22 protein-coding genes are annotated in these 21683 nt (G+C 71.6%); 16 read left to right on the plus strand and 6 right to left on the minus strand.

Going from position 1 to position 21683, the window contains the following annotated elements:
• Positions 1 to 150 precede the first annotated feature (150 nt).
• Genes MQP27_RS19115 through MQP27_RS19130 form a run of 4 tightly spaced genes read left to right on the plus strand, consistent with a single transcriptional unit; the run spans position 151 to position 3700 of the window.
• Positions 151 to 1056: an ABC transporter ATP-binding protein gene (locus tag MQP27_RS19115; RefSeq protein WP_242766400.1), complete on the plus strand. Its 906-nt coding sequence runs from the start codon at positions 151 to 153 to the stop codon at positions 1054 to 1056.
• Positions 1053 to 1787 (plus strand): ABC transporter permease, encoded by a 735-nt coding sequence (locus MQP27_RS19120; RefSeq protein WP_242766401.1) that lies wholly within the window; start codon positions 1053 to 1055, stop codon positions 1785 to 1787. Before MQP27_RS19115 ends, MQP27_RS19120 begins: the two co-directional genes overlap by 4 nt.
• A gap of 25 nt (positions 1788 to 1812) precedes the next feature.
• On the plus strand, positions 1813 to 3081 hold the full coding sequence (locus tag MQP27_RS19125) for a sensor histidine kinase (RefSeq protein ID WP_242766402.1): 1269 nt from the start codon (positions 1813 to 1815) through the stop codon (positions 3079 to 3081).
• Positions 3071 to 3700: a response regulator gene (locus MQP27_RS19130; protein ID WP_242766403.1), complete on the plus strand. Its 630-nt coding sequence runs from the start codon at positions 3071 to 3073 to the stop codon at positions 3698 to 3700. The genes MQP27_RS19125 and MQP27_RS19130 overlap by 11 nt, the downstream gene beginning before the upstream one ends.
• On the opposite strand, the gene glgX is transcribed toward MQP27_RS19130, so the two are convergent.
• Positions 3697 to 5934, minus strand: coding sequence for a glycogen debranching protein GlgX (glgX, locus tag MQP27_RS19135; protein ID WP_242766404.1), 2238 nt, complete (start codon positions 5932 to 5934; stop codon positions 3697 to 3699). The genes MQP27_RS19130 and glgX overlap by 4 nt on opposite strands.
• A 151-nt stretch (positions 5935 to 6085) precedes the next feature.
• Between glgX and MQP27_RS19140 the strand changes: the two genes are divergently transcribed.
• The 6 genes from MQP27_RS19140 to MQP27_RS19165 all read left to right on the plus strand — a co-directional run bounded on the left by MQP27_RS19140 (position 6086) and on the right by MQP27_RS19165 (position 12368).
• On the plus strand, positions 6086 to 7297 hold the full coding sequence (locus tag MQP27_RS19140) for a L,D-transpeptidase (protein ID WP_242766405.1): 1212 nt from the start codon (positions 6086 to 6088) through the stop codon (positions 7295 to 7297).
• Positions 7298 to 7419: 122 nt separating this feature from the next.
• On the plus strand, positions 7420 to 8673 hold the full coding sequence (locus MQP27_RS19145) for a L,D-transpeptidase (RefSeq protein WP_242766406.1): 1254 nt from the start codon (positions 7420 to 7422) through the stop codon (positions 8671 to 8673).
• Between the two features lie 76 nt (positions 8674 to 8749).
• On the plus strand, positions 8750 to 9517 hold the full coding sequence (locus MQP27_RS19150) for an enoyl-CoA hydratase/isomerase family protein (RefSeq protein ID WP_242766407.1): 768 nt from the start codon (positions 8750 to 8752) through the stop codon (positions 9515 to 9517).
• A gap of 290 nt (positions 9518 to 9807) precedes the next feature.
• Positions 9808 to 10311 carry an ATP-binding protein gene (locus tag MQP27_RS19155; RefSeq protein WP_372511234.1) on the plus strand — a complete coding sequence of 168 codons (504 nt, stop codon included), beginning with the start codon at positions 9808 to 9810 and terminating at the stop codon, positions 10309 to 10311.
• 84 nt (positions 10312 to 10395) lie between these two features.
• Entirely contained in the window at positions 10396 to 11187 is a 792-nt protein-coding gene (locus tag MQP27_RS19160) for a polysaccharide deacetylase family protein (RefSeq protein WP_242766408.1), read from the plus strand.
• Entirely contained in the window at positions 11187 to 12368 is a 1182-nt protein-coding gene (locus MQP27_RS19165; RefSeq protein ID WP_242766409.1) for a YncE family protein, read from the plus strand. The genes MQP27_RS19160 and MQP27_RS19165 overlap by 1 nt, the downstream gene beginning before the upstream one ends.
• Here the strand turns inward: MQP27_RS19165 and MQP27_RS19170 are convergent.
• Positions 12347 to 12991 (minus strand): GNAT family N-acetyltransferase, encoded by a 645-nt coding sequence (locus MQP27_RS19170; RefSeq protein ID WP_242766410.1) that lies wholly within the window; start codon positions 12989 to 12991, stop codon positions 12347 to 12349. The two genes, MQP27_RS19165 and MQP27_RS19170, sit on opposite strands and share 22 nt — an antisense overlap.
• A 49-nt stretch (positions 12992 to 13040) precedes the next feature.
• Here MQP27_RS19170 and MQP27_RS19175 point away from each other — a divergent pair, with 49 nt between their 5' ends.
• Positions 13041 to 13985: a MerR family transcriptional regulator gene (locus tag MQP27_RS19175; protein ID WP_242766411.1), complete on the plus strand. Its 945-nt coding sequence runs from the start codon at positions 13041 to 13043 to the stop codon at positions 13983 to 13985.
• Positions 13986 to 14043: 58 nt separating this feature from the next.
• Positions 14044 to 14256 (plus strand): EF-hand domain-containing protein, encoded by a 213-nt coding sequence (locus MQP27_RS19180; protein ID WP_058923062.1) that lies wholly within the window; start codon positions 14044 to 14046, stop codon positions 14254 to 14256.
• A 43-nt stretch (positions 14257 to 14299) separates the two neighbouring features.
• On the opposite strand, the gene MQP27_RS19185 is transcribed toward MQP27_RS19180, so the two are convergent.
• Both MQP27_RS19185 and MQP27_RS19190 read right to left on the minus strand, forming a co-directional pair.
• Entirely contained in the window at positions 14300 to 15088 is a 789-nt protein-coding gene (locus MQP27_RS19185; protein ID WP_242766412.1) for an ABC transporter ATP-binding protein, read from the minus strand.
• Positions 15085 to 16626: a 2-isopropylmalate synthase gene (locus MQP27_RS19190; RefSeq protein ID WP_242766413.1), complete on the minus strand. Its 1542-nt coding sequence runs from the start codon at positions 16624 to 16626 to the stop codon at positions 15085 to 15087. Before MQP27_RS19190 ends, MQP27_RS19185 begins: the two co-directional genes overlap by 4 nt.
• A gap of 234 nt (positions 16627 to 16860) precedes the next feature.
• Between MQP27_RS19190 and MQP27_RS19195 the strand changes: the two genes are divergently transcribed.
• Positions 16861 to 17538 (plus strand): FadR/GntR family transcriptional regulator, encoded by a 678-nt coding sequence (locus MQP27_RS19195; protein WP_242766414.1) that lies wholly within the window; start codon positions 16861 to 16863, stop codon positions 17536 to 17538.
• 49 nt (positions 17539 to 17587) lie between these two features.
• On the opposite strand, the gene MQP27_RS19200 is transcribed toward MQP27_RS19195, so the two are convergent.
• Positions 17588 to 18073: a CGNR zinc finger domain-containing protein gene (locus MQP27_RS19200; protein WP_242766415.1), complete on the minus strand. Its 486-nt coding sequence runs from the start codon at positions 18071 to 18073 to the stop codon at positions 17588 to 17590.
• 64 nt (positions 18074 to 18137) lie between these two features.
• Here MQP27_RS19200 and MQP27_RS19205 point away from each other — a divergent pair, with 64 nt between their 5' ends.
• Positions 18138 to 18896, plus strand: coding sequence for a hypothetical protein (locus MQP27_RS19205; protein ID WP_242766416.1), 759 nt, complete (start codon positions 18138 to 18140; stop codon positions 18894 to 18896).
• On the opposite strand, the gene MQP27_RS19210 is transcribed toward MQP27_RS19205, so the two are convergent.
• Entirely contained in the window at positions 18893 to 19801 is a 909-nt protein-coding gene (locus MQP27_RS19210; protein WP_242766417.1) for an AraC family transcriptional regulator, read from the minus strand. The genes MQP27_RS19205 and MQP27_RS19210 overlap by 4 nt on opposite strands.
• Before the next feature lie 101 nt (positions 19802 to 19902).
• On the opposite strand from MQP27_RS19210, the gene MQP27_RS19215 reads away from it, so the two are divergent.
• Positions 19903 to 20907 carry a zinc-dependent alcohol dehydrogenase family protein gene (locus tag MQP27_RS19215; RefSeq protein WP_242766418.1) on the plus strand — a complete coding sequence of 335 codons (1005 nt, stop codon included), beginning with the start codon at positions 19903 to 19905 and terminating at the stop codon, positions 20905 to 20907.
• 116 nt (positions 20908 to 21023) lie between these two features.
• Positions 21024 to 21683: an NADPH-dependent F420 reductase gene (locus tag MQP27_RS19220; RefSeq protein WP_242766419.1), complete on the plus strand. Its 660-nt coding sequence runs from the start codon at positions 21024 to 21026 to the stop codon at positions 21681 to 21683.

Here is a 21683-nt window from a genome sequence, read left to right on the forward strand (position 1 = left end):
CCCAGCGAGTTTTGGCCGGACCCGGATCGGTCCTCGGACCTACGACCTGCGCGTTCGAGGGGTCGTACGCCCGCATCAACCGATCGGCTGATGCCGCTTCGAGCGCGACGGGCGATGTGGCGGTGTGCCGCTTCTCGGGAGTCTGATGCCATGCCTGTCATCGAAGTCACCGATCTGCGCAAGTCCTACGGCGGCCGGGCCGTCGTCGACGGTGTCTCCTTCGGCGTGGAGGAGGGCGAGATCTTCGGGATCCTCGGCCCGAACGGCGCCGGCAAGACCACCACCGTCGAGTGCGTCGAGGGGCTCAGGGTCCCCGACGGCGGCCGGGTGCGCGTCACCGGCCTCGACCCTGTCGCCGACCACGCGCGCGTGGCCCGCGTGCTGGGTGCCCAGCTCCAGGAGAGCGAACTGCAGCCCAAGCTCACCGTCCGCGAGGCGCTGGAGATGTACGCCTCCTTCTACCCGAGTCCGCTGGACTGGGCGCCGCTCGCCGAGCGCCTGGGCCTCACGGCCAAGCTGACCACCCGGTTCGGCAAGCTCTCCGGCGGCCAGAAGCAGCGCCTGTTCATCGCGCTGGCGCTGATCGGCAACCCCCGGGTCGTCGTACTGGACGAGCTGACCACCGGCCTCGACCCGCGGGCCCGCCGGGACACCTGGGAGCTCATCGAGGACGTGCGGGCGGGTGGTGTGACGGTTCTGCTCGTCACCCACTTCATGGAGGAGGCACAGCGGCTGTGCGACCGGATCGCCGTGATCGACAAGGGGCGGGTGGCCGCGCTGGACACCCCGGCCGGGCTGATCCGGCGTTCGGCGGGCGCGACCGTCATCAGCTTCACGCCGTCCGCGCCGCTGGACGACCGTGACCTGAACGCGCTGCCCGACCTCGCCTCGGTCGAGCACAAGGACGGCCGCGTCACGCTCTCCGGCACCGACGCGACGGTCAACGCCGTCATCACCCTCCTCGCCCGCCACCACGTCACCGCCCACCAACTCCGCGTCGTGGACGCCACCCTCGACGACGCGTTCCTTGACCTCACCAAGGAGGCAGTGGCATGAGCACCGCCGTACTGCGGACCGAGATCCGCCTCTTCCGCCGCGAACCCGGCGCCATCTTCTGGATCCTGCTCTTCCCGACCCTGCTCCTGGTGATCCTCGGCTCCATCCCGGGCTTCCGGGAGCACCAGGCCGACCTCGGCGGGCTGCGCACCATCGACGTCTACGTCCCGGTGGCCGTGCTCCTCGGCATGATCGTCGGCGGTCTGCAGTCCATGCCGCAGACCCTCACCGGCTACCGCGAGCGCGGCATCCTGCGCCGCATGGCCACCACCCCGGTCCGCCCGCGCGCCCTGCTCTCCGCGCAGATGGCGGTGTACGGCGGCTCGGCCCTGGCGTCAGCCCTGCTCGCGCTCGCCGTCGGACGGCTCGCCTTCGACGTACGACTGCCCAGGCAGCCCTTCGGATACGGCCTCGCGCTCGTCCTCGCCGTCCTGGTCGCCCTCGCTCTCGGATCGGTGGTGTCGGCACTGTCCCGTACGACGAAGATCGCGGGCGCGATCGGGTCCGCCGTGTTCTTCCCGTCGATGTTCTGCGCGGGCGTGTGGCTGCCGGTGCAGTCCATGCCGCACCTGATGGGCCGGATCGTCGGGTACACGCCCTTCGGCGCGGCGGCCGAGGCACTCAACCGGGCGGCGGCCGGGCACTGGCCGGGCTGGGGGCACCTGGGTGTGCTGGTGGTGTGGATCCTGCTGCTGACCGGGGCCGCGAGTCGCTGGTTCCGCTGGGAGTAGGGGCACGGCCGTGCAGACTGGGGACATGACCGCGGTGGACACGCAGATCGAGCGGCGCTGGGAGCAGTTCCACACCTGGGGGCCGTACGCGCTGCTCGCCATCAGCGTCGTCCCCGCGCTCGCGACCGCCGACCCGCACGCCCCCCTGGCCAAGTGGTACACGGCCTGGGCGCTGCTCGGTGCCGCGGTCGTGCTCCAGCTGTGGTGGCACAGCACCCGGCCCGGCGGGCCCGACCGCCGCCGCAGGCCCTCCCCGGCCGGGACGGCGTACTACGTCGTCCGCTGGGCCCTCGCCTTCGCCCTCACCTGGATCAACCCGTTCTTCGCGTTCTACGCCGCCGCCGGCTACATGGACGCCGACGAGACGATCCCGGGCAGGCGGTGGCAGCGGCTCGGGCTGCTCGCGAGCGCGGTCACCGTGGCCGGGGCGCAGGCAGGCGGAATGCCGTTCGGGAGCCTCGTCCAGTGGGCCGTCTTCGCCGCCCTCCTGATCGCCAACTCCGGTCTGCAGATGGTGGTCGCCCACCTCACCGAGCAGGAGACGCACCGGGCCCACGAGCGCAACGAGACCATCGCCGAACTCGAACGCACCAACGCCGCCCTGCAGCAGGCCCTCGACGAGAACGCCGCCCTCCACGCCCAACTCCTCGTCCAGGCGCGGGAGGCCGGGGTCGCCGACGAGCGCCGGCGCCTGGCCGCCGAGATCCACGACACGATCGCCCAGGGCCTGACCGGCATCATCGCCCAGCTCCAGGTCGTCGCGAACACGCCCGACCGGGAGCAGGCCCGCGAGCACACGGGCCGCGCCATGGACCTCGCCCGGCACAGCCTCGGCGAGGCCCGCCGCTCCGTGCACAACCTCGCGCCCGTCGCGCTGGAGAACGACGGGCTGCCCGAAGCCCTCAAGAAGACGGTCGCCGAGTGGGGCGAACGGACCGGTGTACGCGCCGAGTTCACCGTCACCGGCACCGCCGAGCAGCTCCACGAGGAGGTCTCGGCCACCCTCCTGCGCATCGTCCAGGAGGCCCTCTCCAACGCCGCCCGCCACGCCCGCGCCACCCGCGTCGGCGTCACCCTGTCCTACCTGGGCGACGAGGTCATCCTCGACATCCGCGACGACGGCACCGGCTTCGACCCCCTCGCCCTCCCGGCCCGCTCCCACGCCGGCGGCTTCGGCCTCGACGGCATGCGCGCGCGTGCCGAACGCATCGCCGGAACGTTCACCGTGGAGTCCGAGCCGGGACACGGTACGGCCCTGTCGGCTCGCGTACCGTTGGTCCGCCATGACCAGTGACATCTCGTTGTTGATCGTCGACGACCATCCCGTGGTACGGGACGGTCTGCGCGGCATGTTCGAGTCCGCGCCCGGGTTCACGGTGCTCGGCGAGGCGTCCGACGGGGTCGAGGCGGTGGAGAAGGCGTCGGTGCTCGACCCGGACGTGATCCTGATGGACCTGCGCATGCCGGGCGGCGGCGGAGTGGACGCCATCCGGGAGCTGACCCGCCGGTCCGCCCGCGCGAAGGTCCTGGTCCTCACGACGTACGACACCGACTCCGACACCCTCCCCGCGATCGAGGCGGGCGCGACCGGCTATCTCCTCAAGGACGCCCCGCGCGACGAGCTGTTCACGGCGGTCCGCGCGGCGGCCGACGGCCGCACCGTCCTGTCCCCGGCCGTCGCCTCCCGCCTGGTCTCCGCGGTCCGCGCCCCCGGCAACGAGCCGCTCTCGACGCGCGAGCGCGAGGTCCTGGCCCTGGTAGCCAAGGGCACGTCCAACCGCGAGATCGCCCGCGAGCTGTTCATCAGCGAGGCGACCGTGAAGACCCATCTCACCCACCTGTACGCCAAGTTGGGCGTCAACGACCGCGCGTCAGCGGTCGCCACGGCGTACCAGCGGGGGATCCTCGGCTAGCTTTCACGGACCCGCAACAACAGCACCGCCCGCGCCGGCACCGTGATCGCCGTCCCGGCCCGGTGCAGCACGCCCGGCTCCTCGGTCTGGGCCTCCCGGGAGGTGTCCACGACGACCTCGTAGCTCTCCGCCCACGGCGGGCCCGGCAGGACGAAGCTCTCCGGGCGGTCGCCGGCGTGCAGCAGGGCGAGGAAGCTGTCGTCGAGGATGGGGGCGCCGCGTTCGTCGCGGCCGGGTATGTCCTTGCCGGAGAGGTACATGCCCAGGGTGGCGGCGGGGGCGTACCAGTCGCGTTCGGTCATCTCGCTGCCGCGCGCCGTGAACCAGGCCAGGTCACGGAGGCCGTCCGCGGAGTGCGCCCGGCCGGAGAAGAAGGCGCGGCGGCGCAGCACCGGGTGCCGGTGGCGCAGCTCGATCAGACGGGACGTGAGGTCGAACAGGGCCTTCCAGCCCGGCTGTTCCAGCAGGCTCCAGTCCAGCCAGCTGATCTCGTTGTCCTGGCAGTACGCGTTGTTGTTGCCGCGCTGCGTGCGGCCCAGCTCGTCGCCGGCGACCAGCATCGGCACGCCCGTCGACAGCAGCAGGGTGGTGAGCAGGTTGCGCAACTGGCGCCGTCGCAGCGCCCGTACCCGCTCCTCCTCCGTCTCGCCCTCCGTCCCGCAGTTCCACGAGCGGTTGTCGTCCGTGCCGTCCCGGTTGCCCTCACCGTTGGCCTCGTTGTGCTTCCTCTCGTACGACACCAGGTCGCGCAGGGTGAAGCCGTCGTGCGCGGTGACGAAGTTGACGGAGGCGTAGGGACGGCGGCCGCCCCAGGCGTACAGGTCGCTGGAGCCGGAGAGGCGGTAGCCCAGGTCGCGTACGTCCGGCAGCGCACCCCGCCAGAAGTCCCGGACGGCGTTGCGGTAGCGGTCGTTCCACTCCGTCCACAGGGGTGGGAAGGCGCCCACCTGGTAGCCGCCCGACCCCACGTCCCACGGCTCGGCGATCAGCTTCACGCGTCGCAGCACCGGGTCCTGGGCGATGACCGCGAGGAACGGGGAGAGCATGTCGACGTCGTGCATCGAGCGGGCCAGCGCCGCCGCCAGGTCGAAGCGGAAGCCGTCGACGCCCATCTCCGTCACCCAGTAGCGCAGCGAGTCGGTGATGAGCCGCAGCACGTGCGGCTGCACGACGTGCAGGGTGTTGCCGCAGCCCGTGTAGTCGGCGTACCTGCGGGCGTCCGACTGGAGGCGGTAGTAGCCGCGGTTGTCGATGCCCTTCAGGGAGAGCGTCGGGCCCAACTCGCTCGCCTCCGCCGTGTGGTTGTAGACCACGTCGAGGATGACCTCGATGCCGGCCGCGTGCAGCGCGCGGACCATGCGCTTGAACTCGCCGACCTGCTGCCCCGTCGTACCGGACGCGGCGTACGCGGCGTGCGGGGCGAAGTAGCCGATGGAGTTGTAGCCCCAGTAGTTCTTCAGGCCGCGGCGCAGGAGGTGGTCCTCGTGCGCGAACTGGTGCACGGGGAGCAGCTCGACGGCCGTCACGCCCAGGTCGAGGAGGTGCTGGACCGCCGCGGGGTGCGCCAGTCCGGCGTACGTGCCGCGCAGTTCCTCCGGGATCCCCGGGTGCTGGGCGGTGAATCCCTTCACGTGCAGCTCGTAGATGACCGAGTCCGCCCACGGGGTCTTCGGGCGGCGGTCGTCCGCCCAGTCGTCGTCATCGTGGACGACGACGCCCTTGGGGACGTACGGCGCCGAGTCGCGGTCGTCGCGGACGGTGTCGGCGACCTGCTGCTGCGGCCAGTCGCGGACGTGCCCGTACACCTCGGGCGGCAGGCTGAAGTCGCCGTCCACCGCGCGGGCGTACGGGTCGAGGAGCAGCTTCGCCGGGTTCCAGCGGCTGCCGGTCCACGGGTCCCAGCGGCCGTGCACGCGGTAGCCGTAGCGCTGGCCCGGCATGACGCCCGGGACGAAGCCGTGCCAGATCTCGTGCGTCAGCTCGGTCAGCCGCGCCCGGGTCTCCCTGCCGCGCTCGTCGAACAGGCACAGCTCGACCGCTTCCGCCCCGCCCGCCCACAGCGCGAAGTTGGTGCCCGCGACCCCGTCCGGGCCGACCCGGAACCTGGCCCCCAGCGGTGTCGGCGCACCCGGCCGCACGGGCACGCCGGGTGGCCTGCGGTGCACGCCGTTGACCACGGCGGCGGACCGCACACCCTCCTCGGCCACCGCCTCCTGCTCGGCTGCGCTGGACACCACGGCCTCCCACGGCTCAAGGGACGACCAGAAAAGAGAGCACACGGCGTCCCGGCCGCGGCTCCCCAGCGCGTCGTCCTCCCCACTGTTCTGCCCAGCGGTTGCGTCGCACTCACGTTTCCCCGGAGCGGGGCCCGTCGTTGGGTACGTCGTGACGCATGGACATGGGCGCGCGTGGCGCGTGGGGGCCGGGCTGGCCGCCGTACTGACATGGGCGGGGCTGCTGGCCGGCTGCACTTCGGGCGGCAGCGGCGGCGGCATCGACGAGGTGCTGGGCAAGGCCCCGGCGCCCGAGGACGTGATCCGTATCTCACCGGACGACGGCGGCAAGGGCATCCGGCCGGACCAGCGGCTGGTCGTACGGGTGCCCAGCGGGCGCCTGGAGTCCGTGAAGGTGGTGAAGTCCCAGGACGCGCAGGAGTCCGCGGTGCCCGGACACATCTCCGACGACGGCCTGCGCTGGGAACCCGACGACGCGCGGCTCGCCCTCGCCGCCAAGTACACCGTCGACGCGGTCGCCCTGGACGGCCACGGCCGCAGATCGGCCCGGCACACCACCTTCACCACGTACGTCCCCGACGAGCGCTTCATCGGATACGTCACCCCCGAGAACCGCTCCACGGTCGGCACCGGCATGATCGTGTCCCTGGAGTTCAACCGCGAGATCGACAACCGCGCCGCCGTCGAACGCGCCGTCCACGTCACCGCGAAGCCCGCCGTGGAGATCCGCCCGCACTGGTTCGGCAAGGCCCGCCTCGACTTCCGCCCCGAGCACTACTGGAAGCCCGGCACCCAGGTCACCGTCGCGCTGAAGCTGCGGGACGTGGAGGGCGCCCCCGGCGTCTACGGCCTCCAGTACAAGACGTTCTCCTTCACGGTCGGCCGCAGCCAGGTCTCCCTCGTCGACGCGGCCGCGCACACCATGCAGGTCCGCCGGGACGGCGACCTGCTGGCCACCGTGCCGATCACCGCCGGGGCGCCGAAACACACCACCTACAACGGGAAGATGGTGGTGATGGAGATGCTGGAGGTCACCCGCATGAACAGCCGCACGGTCGGCTTCGGCGGCGAGTACGACATCCCCGACGTCCCGCACGCCATGCGCCTGACCGACTCCGGCACCTTCCTGCACGGCAACTACTGGGCGCCGACCGCCCCCGGCCACGTCAACGTCAGCCACGGTTGCGTGGGCCTCAGGGACGTCAAGGGCGGCGGCTCCGACACCCCCGCGGGCTGGTTCTTCGACCGCAGTCTGATCGGGGACGTCGTCGAGGTCGTCCACAGCAATGACAAAAAGGTCGCTCCCGACAACGGCCTCGGGGGATGGAACATGGGGTGGAACGAGTGGAAAGCGGGCAGTTGATGTTGCGACCGAACGGTGACATTCGTCTGACACGAATCTCAAAACCCTGCGGTTAATATGCGCCAAGCGCGCTTGAGCTGCGCGGGGGTGGGGCCCGACCAGGCCCGGGAGGGGAGTACGACTTGAACGTCAGGCCGATATCGGGGGCGTCGGTTGACGCACGCGGGCGGCGGGGCCGCAAGGGGCTGTTGGCGCTGATTCTCGGCGTCCTGCTGCTCGCGGTCACCGCGTGCGGAGGGGGAGGCTCGGGGTCCGGATCCGGCTCCGGTTCCGGGGACGGCAAGGGCAAGGGTTCGGACACGGCGCAGAGCAAGCAGTCCGAGGCCGTCGTCGCCATCGCCCCCAAGGACGGCGCGCAGTCCGTCGACACCAGCGGAGCCCTCAAGGTCACCGCCAGCAAGGGCAAGCTGACCCAGGTCGAGGTCAAGGACGCCAAGGGCGGGGCGGTGGCAGGCAAGATCGCCGCCGACGGCACGAGCTGGACGCCGGACACCCACCTGTCCGCGTCCACCAAGTACACGGTGCACGCGGTCGCCAAGGACTCCGAGGGCCGCCAGGCGGCGGAGGACTCCAGCTTCACCACGCTGACCCCGAAGAACACCTTCGTCGGCTACTTCACGCCCGAGGACGGCTCCACGGTCGGCGTCGGCATGCCGTTCTCCATCCGCTTCACCCGGGGCATCACCCACCCCGAGGACGTCGAGAAGGCCATCACCATCACGACCGAGCCGGCCGTCGACGTCGAGCCCCACTGGTTCGGCAACGACCGTCTCGACTTCCGCCCCGAGCAGTACTGGAAGTCCGGCACCAAGGTCACCGTCAAGCTCGACCTGAACGGCGTCGAGGGCCGCCAGGGCGTGTACGGCTCGCAGGCCAAGACGGTGAAGTTCACCATCGGCCGCAACCAGGTCTCCTACGTCGACGCCAAGAAGCACACGATGAAGGTCACCCAGGACGGCAAGACCATCAAGACCATCCCGGTGACCACCGGCAAGCCCGGCTACGACACCTGGAACGGCCAGATGGTCATGAGCCAGAAGCTCACCGAGACCCGGATGAACAGCGAGACGGTGGGCTACGGCAGCGAGTACGACATCAAGGACGTGCCGCACGCCATCCGCCTGACCGACTCGGGCACCTTCGCCCACGGCAACTACTGGGGCGGCGGCGCCTTCGGCAACTACAACGCCAGCCACGGCTGCATCGGCCTGCGGGACGTCCGCGGCGGCTACGACAGCACCACACCGGCGGCCTGGTTCTTCAGCCACTCGATCCTCGGTGACGTGGTGGTCGTGAAGAACTCCGACGACGCGACGGTCGACCCGGCCAACGGCCTCAACGGCTGGAACATGTCCTGGGAGAAGTGGAAGTCGTAAGTCCTACGACAATGACGGCCCCGGTGTGAGGTACTGCACCGGGGCCGTTGTCGTTAGCGCGCGTTAACCTGCCTGCATGACCGTGAATCTCGAAGTCGCCGAAGGCGTCGGCACCATCCGGCTCGACCGTCCGCCCATGAACGCCCTGGACGTCGCCACCCAGGACCGGCTCAGGGAGCTGGCCGAGGAGGCGACCCGGCGCGAGGACGTCCGCGCCGTGATCGTGTACGGCGGGGAGAAGGTGTTCGCGGCCGGCGCGGACATCAAGGAGATGCAGGCGATGGACCACACCGCGATGGTCCTGCGCGCCCGCGCCCTGCAGGACTCGTTCACGGCGGTGGCCCGCATCCCCAAGCCGGTGGTCGCGGCCGTCACCGGCTACGCCCTCGGCGGCGGCTGCGAGTTGGCGCTGTGCGCGGACTACCGGATCGCCGCGGACAACGCGAAGCTCGGCCAGCCGGAGATCCTGCTCGGCCTGATCCCGGGCGCGGGCGGCACCCAGCGCCTGGCCCGGCTGGTCGGCCCGTCCAAGGCGAAGGACCTGATCTTCACCGGCCGTATGGTCAAGGCGGACGAGGCGCTGGCGCTGGGCCTGGTGGACCGGGTCGTCCCGGCCGCCGAGGTGTACTCCGCCGCGCACGAGTGGGCGGCGAGGCTGGCGCAGGGCCCGGCGATCGCGCTGCGGGCCGCGAAGGAGGCCGTCGACACCGGTCTGGAGACGGACATCGAGACGGGCCTGGCCGTCGAACGCAACTGGTTCGCGGGCCTGTTCGCGACGGAGGACCGCGAGCGCGGCATGCGCAGCTTCGTGGAGGAAGGCCCCGGCAAGGCGAAGTTCCTCTAAGTACCCCAGTTCCTCTAAGTACCCCCGAACCACTTGCAATTGACGCGATGTCTGATCCGGGTCCCTCGATGGGGCGGTTTATGGGAGCCTTAAGGCAACCTTAAGTCTGTCTTGTCGAGGGGGTCCGTCGATTGCCTCCGGAGGAGCCGTCACCGCAGCTCAGGCAGGCTGTCGAGGCCTCCGAACTGCCTGTGTCATATGCCAACCGACCCATTCGGAACGGTGGATTCCGGGGGGCGTATTCCTCCGGAACGGCCCCGGAGGGCGCCCGGTGCGGCCATGATGGGGGCATGGCGGGGCTGGAGGGCATCGAACAGCCGCGGGGACAGGGCCGTGCGACCGCGGCGCGCTGGTCGCCTGCGGTGGAGGACGAACGAGCGCTCAAGGCACTGGAGTTGTTCGGCAACCCCACGGAGGCCGAGGTCCCGCTGCCCTCCCGGCCCGAGTCCGCGGCCACCGCCCGCCGCCTCGCCCAGGTCGTCGTACTGCGGCACTGGGGGCTGACGCCCAAGATGACCGAGGACGCGGTCCTGCTCGTCTCCGAGCTGGTCGGCAACGCCGTACGCCACACCGGTGCCCGCGTCTTCGGCCTCCGCATGCGCCGCCGCCGGGGCTGGATCCGCATCGAGGTCCGCGACCCGTCCCGTGGGCTGCCGTGTCTGATGCCGGTTCAGGAGACGGACATCAGCGGACGCGGGCTCTTCCTCGTCGACAAGCTGTCCGACCGCTGGGGCGTGGACCTGCTGCCGCGGGGCAAGACGACATGGTTCGAGATGCGGGTCGCCGACCGCTAGGGCCTGTACGGCGGGGTCGGCCGCGACCCGAACAGTGTCCCCCAATAGGGGCAATCGCCCTTTTTCTTACCATCCGCCCCTTAAATGGTGCGGGTGACCCCGACCGACCGCCGCACGGCCCTGCGCACCGGTGCCGGGCTGCTCGCCACCGGCGCCCTCACCGCGGGATGCGGTGCGCACGGTGCCGTCGCCGCCCGCCCCGCCCCCTCCGCGCACCCCACCACGCACCCCCCGACGACCCCCACCCCGGCCCCCGCCCCCCGCCGCCTCCCCGGCCGACCCGCCCAGCTCACCCACGGCCCCCGCACCCACCCCCGCCTCGCCCTCACCTTCCACGGCCAGGGCGACCCCGCCCTGGCCCGCCGTATCCTCACCGAGGCCGAGCGGCACGGCGCCCATGTCACCGTGCTGGCCGTCGGCAGCTGGCTCGACGAGCACCCCGACCTGGCCCGCCGCATCCTCGACGGCGGTCACGACCTCGGCAACCACACCCAGCGCCACCTCGCGATCAACACCATGACCGAGGCCGACGCCCGCACCGAGATCACCGCCTGCGCCGACCGGCTGAAGCGGCTCACCGGCTCGATCGGCACCTGGTTCCGGCCCTCCCGCGCCCCGCAGGCCTCCCCGCTCGTCGCCCGCCTGGCACAGGCCGCCGGCTACCCGCACGTGTTGTCGTACGACGTCGACTCCCTCGACTACACCCGGCCCGGCGCCGCCGCCATCACCCGCAAGGTGCTCGCCGAGGCCCGCGCGGGCTCGGTGGTGAGCCTGCACTTCGGCTATCCGGACACCGCCCTGGCGCTCCCCGCCGTACTGGAAGAACTCGCCCGTCGCGGCCTGTCCGCGGTGACCACCACGGAGTTGTTCAGCTGATGCAGCGCACCCGAATCGCACACGCCCTGCTCGCGACCGCCGTCCTCGCCGCCCTGGCCGGCTGCGGTTCGGGAGCGAGCCACCGCACGGACGAGGCGCTCGGCAGCAAGGCCGCCCTCGCCCCGGCCGAGAAGAAGGCGGCGGCCGTCCAGGGGCTGCCCGGCATGCCGCCCGTCCTCGACCCGAAGGACGTGTACGCCGCCGACCGCCCGAACCGACTCGCCCCGGCCGTCCGGGACTTCCCGTCCCGCGTCTACGTCCCCAACACCAACTCCAACACCGTCTCGGTCATCGACCCGAAGACGTACGAGGTCATCGAGACGATCCCGGTCGGCGAGCAGCCCCAGCACGTCGTCCCCTCCTGGGACATGAAGACGCTGTGGGTCAACAACGACCGCGGCAACACCCTCACCCCGATCGACCCGAGGACCGGCAAGGCCGGAAAGACGGTCGACGTGCACGACCCGTACAACCTCTACTTCACGCCGAACGGCAAGTACGCGATCGTGATGGCCTCCCTCGACCGCGAGCTGGTCTTCCGCGACGCGCACACCATGAAGCGCGAGAAGACCGTCCCGGTCAGCTGCTACGGCGTCAACCACGCCGACTTCTCCCTGGACGGCCGGTACTTCATCGTCTCCTGCGAGTTCAGCGGCGAGCTGCTGAAGGTCGACACCGAGAGGATGAAGGTGATCGGGCAGCAGAAGCTGCCGTTCCACGGCGCGATGCCGCAGGACGTGAAGGTGTCGCCGGACGGGAAGAAGTTCTACATCGCCGACATGATGGCCGACGGGATGTGGATCCTCGACGGCGACAAGTTCACCAAGCCGGCCTTCCTGCCCACCGGCAAGGGCTGCCACGGCCTCTACGTCAGCCGCGACTCACGGGAGATGTACATCTCCAACCGCGGCGAGGGCACCGTCTCGGTCTTCGACTTCGCGCGGGACAAGGTCACCAGGAAGTGGCACCTGCCGGACGGCGGCAGCCCCGACATGGGCGGCGTCTCGGCGGACGGCAAGGTCCTGTGGCTGTCCGGCCGTTACAACTCCGAGGTGTACGCCATCGACACCCGCACCGGAAAGCAGCTGGCCCGCATCAAGGTCGGCAGCGGCCCGCACGGCCTCGCGGTCTATCCCCAGCCGGGCCGCTACTCCCTCGGTCACACCGGCATCTTCCGCTGACAGAGCAGCACCTCGGAGCCAACGGGCCGATAGCCCGCCGCCTGGAACGCCCGCATGCTGCGGGCGTTTCCCGGGGACACCTGGGCCCACAGCGGTTCCGTGACGAGATGCCGGGCGGCGGTCACCAGCAGCCGCCCGAGCCCCCGGTGCCGTACCCCCTCGTCCACCTCCACCGACACCTCCGGCCGGCCGCCGACCCCGCGCCCCGTGACGAGCACCCCGCCGTCCGCCGTCCAGGCGCGCACCTCGTCGCGCCGGCGGCGGGCGTAGACGATCCGCGGATGCTCCCCGTCCTCGATCTCCCTGAGCGCGAGCGGCGGTTCGCCCGGCAGCGGGGAGCCGACCAGCATGGCGTCGACGGTGTCGGCGGTACGGCCCGTGCGGTCGAGGAGGGCGGCCAGGAAGCGCGGGTTCATGGGCGCGGCGAGCTCGTCGCAGTCAGTGGCGCGGAGAGTCTTGTACACCCACTCCGGGTCCTCGTCCGTGAACACGACGGCGTGCGCGGTGAAGGCGAGCACGCCCGCGTCCCGGTCGCAGGCCTGCGGGACGACGGTCGTACGGCCGTCCGCGGGCGGGAAGACACCGCGCGCCGCCGCGTCGAGAATGTCCCGAAGAGTCTCCATCTCCGCGCTCCTTGAGTCTCCACCCACTGGAAGGCCCAGACTCGCAGACATGCTGCGCTATCCGGGGGGAGACCCCCCAGACCCCCCTTACGACAGCACCGGACTTTTCACCATCGGCGAGCTGGCCAGGTCGACGGGGCTGACCGTGCGCACCATCCGCTACTGGTCGGACGAGGGCGTGCTCAGCCCGGTGGGCCGCTCGCAGGGCGGCTACCGGCTCTACGACGCCGAGTCCGCCGCCCGCCTGGAGCTGATCCGCACCCTGCGCGAGCTGGGCCTCGGTCTGGCGGACGTGCGCAAGGTGCTGGACGGCGAGCGCACGGTCGCGGAGGTCGCGGCGGCGCACGTGGTGGCGCTGGACGCGCAGATCCGCTCGCTGAGGGTGACCCGTGCGGTGCTGTCGACCGTGGCGGAACGCGGATCGAGTGCGGAGGAGATGACCCTGATGAACAAACTGGCACGGCTGTCGGCGGCCGAGCGCAGGCGGATCATGGAGGAGTTCGTGGAGGAGATGTTCCACGGGCTGGACCTCGCGGATCCGGACGTCCGCGAGCGGATGCGCAACACCGCGGTGAACCTGCCGGACGACCCCACTCCCGAACAGGTCGACGCCTGGGTGGAGCTGGCCGAGATGGTGCAGGACCCGGAGTTCCGGGCCCAGATGCGCAGGGCGGCCGAGCTCAACCACGCCGACCGGGGGCCCGACACACCCGCCGGGGCGTCCCGGTGGTTCGCCAGGCGGCTGGTCGAGCAGGTGGGGAAGGCGCGGCAGCAGGGGATCGCGCCGGAGGCCCCGGAGGCCGAGAACGTGCTGCGGGAGCTGTTCGGGGACACCGACCGCGCCGCGATCCTCGAACGCATCAACGCGACCCACAACCCCCGCCTCGCGCGCTACCGCGAACTGCTGGGGACCCTCAAGGGGACGCCCGTGAAGACCTTCGCCGACGAGTTCGCCTGGGTGGGCGCCGCGCTGGAGGCGCGCCTCGCCAGCTAATCTGACCTGCGTCAGCAACACAGCAAGACTCGCAGTCATGGAGAAAAGGGGCGGATCGGTGGCGGACATCGAGGCAGCGCGCAAGGAATTCCAGCGGATCGACACCGACGGCGACGGCTTCATCACGGCCGCCGAGTTCAAGACCGCCCTCGCCCAGGGAGGCGACTGGAACGTCACCGAGTCGGTCGCCGAGGTGATCATCAAGACCCGCGACCTGAACGGCGACAAGGTCTTGTCGTTCGACGAGTTCTGGGCCTACCTGAACAAGTGATGTGCGCGGAAAGGGGGGCGCCCGCCCGGGGCGCCCCCCTTCGTCATGTCCGCCGGGCGATCCGCACGCTCCAGCGCCCGTCGTGCCGCGTCAGGCTCAGCGGCAGGTCGAAGCACTTGCCGACCTGGTCGCCGGTGAGGACGCCGGCGGCCGGTCCCTGCGCGAGGACGCGGCCGTCGCGCAGGAGCAGGGCGTGGGTGGTGCCCGGCGGCAGCTCCTCCAGGTGATGGGTGACCAGGACCGTCGCCAGGGTCGGATGCGCCAGGCGCAGCTCGTCCAGGGCGGCGATCAGCTGCTCGCGGCCGGGGAGGTCCAGGCCGGTCGCCGGTTCGTCGAGCAGGAGCAGCCGGGGCTCCGGCATCAGCGCGCGGGCGATCAGTGTCCGGCCGCGCTGCCCCTGGGACAGCGTGGGCCAGCGGGACTCCCGGCGCTCGGCCAGCCCCAGGGTCGCGATCAGCCGCTCGGCGCGCTCCTCCTGCTCGGCGGTGGGCCGCCAACGCGGCAGCGGGACAACGGAGTTGGTCAGCCCGGTCAGGACGACGTCCCGCACCCGCAGCGGCTCGGCCAGCGGATGGCGCGGGTCGACATGACCGACGTACGACCTCAACTCCCGTACGTCCACCAGGCCGAGGCGGCGGCCGAGCACCTCCACCGAGCCGCGGGAGGGATGCACGCGGGCGCCCAGCAGGCTGAGCAGCGTGGACTTGCCCGCGCCGTTGGCGCCGAGCAGCGCCCAGTGCTCACCGGCCCGGACCGTCAGCGACACCTCCTGGAGGATCGGCCGGCCGTCGCGGACCACATGGACGTCCTCGGCACGCAGTACGTCCGTCATCGCGCCGCCGCCCGGTGCGCGGCGGACCGTACGGCCTGGGCGGAGGCCGACGGTCCCAAGCCCGCACCCCAGGCCGTGACCCCGTCCACCCGCACCTCGGCGAACGCGGCGGTCCCGTCCTCCACGAGCTCCAGGATCTCGAACTCGCCCGGATCCACGGGCCGTTCCTCCGTCAGACACGTCTCCACCAGATACGTCTCCACGAACAGCCCGTACAGCTCCTTCGGCGTCGCCTCCCGCCCGCTCTCGTCCGTCGCCTCCTGGACCACCCGCGAGAAGTCCGGCCGCATCCGCGGTGGCAGGTCGATGCCGTGGTGGGTGCGCAGGAGGTACGCCACTCCGCCCTTGCCCGACTGGGAGTTGACGCGGATGACCGCCTCGTAGGAGCGGCCGATGTCGGCCGGGTCGATCGGCAGATACGGCACCTGCCAGGGCTCGTCGGGGTGCTCGGCGCGGTGCGCGAAACCCTTGTCGATCGCGTCCTGGTGGGTGCCGGAGAAGGCGGTGTGGACGAGGTCGCCGGCATAGGGGTGGCGGGGGTGGACCGGCAGGCGGTTGCAGTGCTCGACCGTTTCCCGCACCGCGTCGATGTCACTGAAGTCGACCATGGGGTCGACCCCTTGGGAGTACAGATTCAGCGCCAGGGTCACCAGGTCGACGTTGCCGGTGCGCTCCCCGTTGCCGAAGAGGCAGCCCTCGACGCGCTGGGCGCCCGCCAGCACGGCGAGTTCGGCGCAGGCCACGCCCGTGCCGCGGTCGTTGTGCGGGTGGACGGAGAGGATGACCGAGTCGCGCCGGGACAGACGGCGATGCATGTACTCGATCTGGTCGGCGTACACGTTCGGAGTGGCGATCTCGACCGTGGCGGGGAGGTTGTGCGTCACCGGGCGGTCGGGGCTCGCGTCCCACAACTCCGTGAGCCCGTCGCACAGTTCGAGGACGAAGTCGGGTTCGGTGAGGTTGAAGGTCTCCGGGGAGAACTGGAAGCGGATGCCGGGGGAGTCGCCGGCCAGCCGCGCCATCCGCTCGGCGGCCTCCCGCACGGTCTCCCGGATCCGGTGGCGGTCACGGCCCAGTACGACCTCCCGCCACACCGGCGAGGTCGCGATGTACAGGTGCACGACCGCGCGCTCCAGCCCGGCGATCGACTCGAAGGTCCGGTCGATCAGCTCCGGCCGGGCCGGGGTGAACACGACCGGCGTGACGTCGTCCGGTACGGCGCCGGACGTCACCAGGTGCCGTACGAAGTCGAAGTCCGTACGGCTCGCCGAGGGATAGCCGACCTCGATCTCCTTGAAGCCCACGCCGGTCAGCAGGTCGAAGAAGCGGCGCTTGCGGGGCGTGTCCATCGGTTCGGCGAGGGCCTGGTTGCCGTCGCGCAGGTCGACGGGGACCCAGAGCGGGGCGCGGTCGATGCGGGCGGCGGGCCAACTCCGGTCGTCGGCCGGGACGTTCACCCGGTCCTGATAGGGGCGGTAGCGGTGGTACGGCATCGGGCTGGGCCCCTGCGGGTTCCAGGCGGCGGTCGTCGTGCTCATCGTCTGCTGCTGCCTTCCGGCTCGGTCGGACGGAGACCGGCAGCACGGCGACCCGCGGCGGGGTGCCGGTCGCGTCAGGCCCCGCCGCGGCAGCCGAGAAGAAGACCGCGGAACGTCATGGCGGTACGCTATCCACACCTCAGCTCCTCAGACAAGTGACCCAGATGGCCCAGATGATCGAGCTGTTCGGGCTGTTCGAGTTGATCGAGATGATCGAGAAAGGAAGGTGAGGCGATGCCGCTCGGCCCCCTCCGCCCGAGCCCCCTGGTCGAACAGGCCGCGGAACGGCTGCGCGCGCACATCGCCGACGGTCACTGGCCGGTCGGCACCAGGCTGCCCGGTGAGACGACCCTCGCGAAGGAGCTCGGCGTGGGCCGCTCCACGGTCCGCGAGGCGCTGCGCGCGCTGGCGGGGGCGGGGCTGGTCCGGCCGAGGCAGGGCGCCGGGGTCTTCGTCACCGCCACCGAGCCGGTCGAGGACTGGCCGACCAGGCTGCGCCGGGCCGCGGTCACGGACGTCTACGAGGTCCGCATGGCCGTGGAGGTCCAGGCCGCCCGCCTCGCCGCGCACCGGCGCACCCCGGACGACATCACGGCGATCGAGTCCGCGCTCGCCGGCCGGCGTGCCGCCACGGCCGCGGACGACGTGGCGTTCGTCGACGCCGACATCGCCTTCCACGCGGCCGTGGTCGCCGCCGCGCACAACCCCGTACTCGCGGATCTGTTCGCGCAGTTCACGCCGGTCCTGCGGGAGGGCCTGGTCGAACTGCTGGCCCTGACCGGCCTGCGCGACCACGACCCGGACACCGGCGACGCGGCACACGAGGCGCTCGTGCGGGCGGTCGCGGCGGGGGACGCCGAGCTGGCGGCGGAGGTGCTGCGGGCGGAGCTGGAGGATCCCTTCGGGGGCTAGTTGGGACAGACCCCACAGGAGGTCCCGCCAGGAGTGCTTCAGGAGTGCTTCAGGAGTTCTTCGCCGCCCGGGCCCGGTGGGCCGCCACCGTCGTGCGGCTTGCGCACGCGTTGGAGCAGAAGCGGCGTGTGCGGTTGCGGGACTGGTCCACGAAGTAGTTTCCGCACCCGGCCGCGGCGCACCGCCCCAGCGTCACCGCCGGATCCCCGGCCGCGACCAGGGCCAGCTGTGCGGCGATCAGCTGGCCGGCCCAGCGCTCGGCCGGGGTGCCGTTGCGGCTGAAGTGGACGTGCCAGCCGCCGTCGTGGTCGGACAGGTGCATCTCCGGCGGATAGTCGCGCAGGAGGCGGTGTACGGCGTCGGGGGCAGCGCCGTCCACCGCCTGTGCCAGGGCCGTGCGCACCAGGCCGGGCAGCTCGCCGTAGTCGCCGCCCGGCGCCGGTGTGACCTCGTGCTCCGCGAAGAACGCGGCGACCAGTTCGCCCTCCTCGTCGAGGGTCCCGGTGTTGGCCAGCTCGACGGCCAGCCGCGTCACGTTCCCAATGTAGTCACCGTACTGCACTTGACCACCTACATCGCCGTTTCCTAATGTAGGCGCCATGATAGCCGATGACACCTACATTGCCCGCCGTCTGCTGCTGCTCGGGGAGTGGGACGCGGCGCTCGCTGCCCTGGACCCGGACGCCGAGCCCGAGTTGTACGCGGAGATCGCCGTCGAGCGCTGGTTCTTCCGGATCGAGGGGCATGAGGAGGCCGAGAAGGCCGTCGCGGTGCTCGATCCCGCGTCGCCGACGGCGCAGCTGCTCACGGGACGACTGGCCTACAGCCGCCTGCTGTTCGGGCGCGGGACGCGCGCCGACGACCGCGCGGTGGCCGAGGCCGGGTACCGGGCGGCGGCGAGAAGCGATGACGAAAAGACGCGCGGCTGGGCCGAGTACCACTGGGCGGTACTGCTGGACAATATCGACGCGGACCCGGCCGGCGCCCTACCGCGCTACGAGACTGCCCTGGAGATCGCGACCAGGACCGGCGACGGCTACTTCGAGTCGTACATCATCCGCCACCTCGCACCGCACAAGCAGCCCGCCGAACGGCTCGCGATGCTGCGCCGCTCGCTGCACCTCCGCGCCGCGCTCGGCGCCCGCCCCCAGACGATCGCCGCGCAGGCGCTCCTCGCCGAGAACCTCCCCGAGGGCGATCCCGAACGCGCCGAACTCACGCGGACGTTCCGCCCGGGCGCGCGGGAACTGCGCATCGGCTGGCTCCTCCAGGAGCAGGGAGCGCAGGAGCAGGGAGCGCAGGACCAGGGAGCCCCGCAGCAGGGGGCCTTGGGGCAGGGAGTCCTGGAGGAGTCCTAGGAGGCCCGCCTCCGGTACTGCCCCGGCGCCACCCCGTACTCCCTCTTGAAGGCCTTGGCGAAGGCGAACTCCGAGGTGTAGCCCGTGCGTTGGGCGATGTGGCGCAGCGGGAGGTCCTCCTCGCGCAGCAGTCGGCCCGCCGTCGTCATGCGCCACCAGGTGAGATAGGCGAGCGGCGGTTCGCCGACCAGCGCGGCGAAGCGGCGGGCGAAGGCGGCGCGGGACAGGCCGCCCTCGGCGCCGAGTTCCTCGACCGTCCACGGGTGGGCCGGGTCGCCGTGGATCGCACGCAGGGCCGCCGCCACGGCCGGGTCGGCCAGCGCGGCCGACCAGCCGGTGCCCCGGCGCTCCCGCTGCCACCAGGCGCGCAGGATGTACAGCAACAGGGTGTCCAGGAGCGAGGTGACGATGGCGTCGGAACCGGGCCGCCGCTCCTCCATCTCCATGCCGAGCAGCTCCACGGCCGCCCGCAGCGAGCGGTCGGCGCCGACCCGGGCGGGCAGATGCACCACCTCCGGCAGATCGGTCAGCAGCCGGTGGGCGCGGCTGTGGTCCATCTGGTAGGCGCCGCACAGCATGACCGCGTCCGGCGTCGAGTCCCTCGGCGGAGAAGGGGGTTGAGGCCAGCGGCCGTTCTGACCCGGCCGCACCAGTTCCAGCGGTACGTCGAGCCCGCTGGCCAGCGCGTGGCCGCGCCCGTGCGCCAGGAACACGACGTCCCCCGGCCCCACGGCGACCGGCTCGCCCGCCGCCGGGATCAGCCACGCCGACCCCTGCAGCACCACATGGAACCCGGCCCCCTCCGCGGCCTCGAAGCGCATGCCCCAGGGCGCGTACTTGTCCCGCAGCGAGGAGTGCGGCCGCCCGGTGCGCATCGCGCTCACGGCATCGCTGAGTACGTCCATGTCCGAACGGTAGCCGGTGGGGCGCGGCGCAAGACGCACGGACAGGAATCGAAGACCGGCGGACATGGAGCGTCTCGCCGTGCCCTCGTAGCGTTTCCTGCATGCCAACCACCGCACGTACCGTGCTTTTTCATGAGATCGGCGGCCCCGAGGTCCTGCGCGTCGAGGACGCGACGATCCCCGACCACCCCGCCCCCGGCGAAGTCCTCGTCCGCGTCGAGGCGTTGGGCCTCAACCGCGCCGAAGCCCTTTTCCGCAGCGGCACTTACTACTACCAGCCCGCCCTCCCCGCCTCCCGCCTCGGCTACGAGGCCTCCGGCATCGTCGAGGCGATCGGCGAGGGCGTGACCGAACTCGCCGTCGGCGACCCGGTGATGACCGGCCCCGGCATCGAGATGAGCGCCCAGGGCGTGTACGCCGAGCGGGTCGTCCTGCCCGAGTCCGCGGTCCTGCGCCGCCCCGGCTCCGTCGACGCGGTCACCGGCGCCGCGGCCTGGCTGACGTACACGACCGCGTACGGCGGACTGCTGGAGACGGCTGGTTTGAAGCCCGGCGACCACGTGCTGATCACCGGCGCGTCCAGCGGGGTCGGCACCGCGGCGATCCAGGTCGCCCGGCGTATCGGTGCGATCCCGCTCGCCACCACGCGCACCGAGGAGAAGCGGCGCGGGCTGCTGGAGCTGGGCGCGGCGGAGGTGGTCGTCACCGGGGAGTCGACGCCGGAGGCGGTGGCCAAGGAGGTGCGGCGGCTCACCGGCGGCAACGGCGTCGAGGTGCTCTTCGACGCGATCGGCGGCCCCGGCTTCCGCCCGCTGGCGGAGGCGCTCGCGAGGGGTGGCTCGGTGGTCGCCTACGGCTGGCTGGACCTCCGTCCCGCCGAGATCCCCTGGAACTGGCCCCTCACCATCCACATGTACGCCAACATGGTCCTCACCGGCACGCCGGGCGGCCGCCGCCGCTCCACCGCGTTCCTGAACGCGGGCCTGGCCGACGGCGGCTTCCGCCCGGTCGTCGGGGAGGTCTTCGAGGGCCTGGACCGCATCCAGGACGCGCACCGCCTGATGGAGTCGAACACGCACACGGGCAAGATCGTCGTACGGGTGTGAGGGCGCGGAATCGATGTCACCCGTTCGGCCCGCCGACCGGAATAGACCGGGAAGCCGCAGGGTTGAGGCCACTCAGGAGCATGCACATGCATCTACCCTGAAAGGCCAGTCCTGTCATGAAGATCGGCATCATCGGCGCGGGCAACATCGGCGGCAACCTCACCCGGCGGCTCACCGCACTCGGCCACGACGTCTCCGTCGCCAACTCGCGCGGCCCCGAAACGCTCACCGAACTGGCGAAGGAGACCGGCGCGACACCGGTCCGGGTGGAGGAGGCGGCACGCGGCGCGGAGATCGTGGTGGTCACGATCCCCCTCAAGGCGATCCCGGACCTGCCGGCGGGCGTACTGGACGGCGCGGCACCGGACGTCGCCGTGATCGACACCGGCAACTACTACCCCCAGCGGGACGGCCGTATCGCGCCGATCCTGGACGAGGGCCTCACGGAGAGCGCCTGGACGGCGGGCCACCTCGGCCACACCGTGATCAAGGCCTTCAACGGCACGTACGCCCAGGACATCCTGGACCGCCCGCGCCCGGCCGGTGCCCCCGACCGCCAGGCCCTGCCGGTCGCCGGCGACGACGAGACCGCCAAGGCGAAGGTTCGGGCACTGATCGACGAACTCGGCTTCGACACGGTCGACACAGGCACACTCGCCGACTCCTGGCGCCAGCAGCCGGGCACACCGGTGTACGGGCTGCGCGGCGGAGCGGACGAGGTGAGGAAGGCACTGTCGGAGGCGTCCCCGGAACGCCCGGCGGACTTCCGCGGCTAG

Source organism: Streptomyces cylindrosporus (genome assembly GCF_022698165.1).
GTDB lineage: Bacteria > Actinomycetota > Actinomycetes > Streptomycetales > Streptomycetaceae > Streptomyces > Streptomyces cylindrosporus.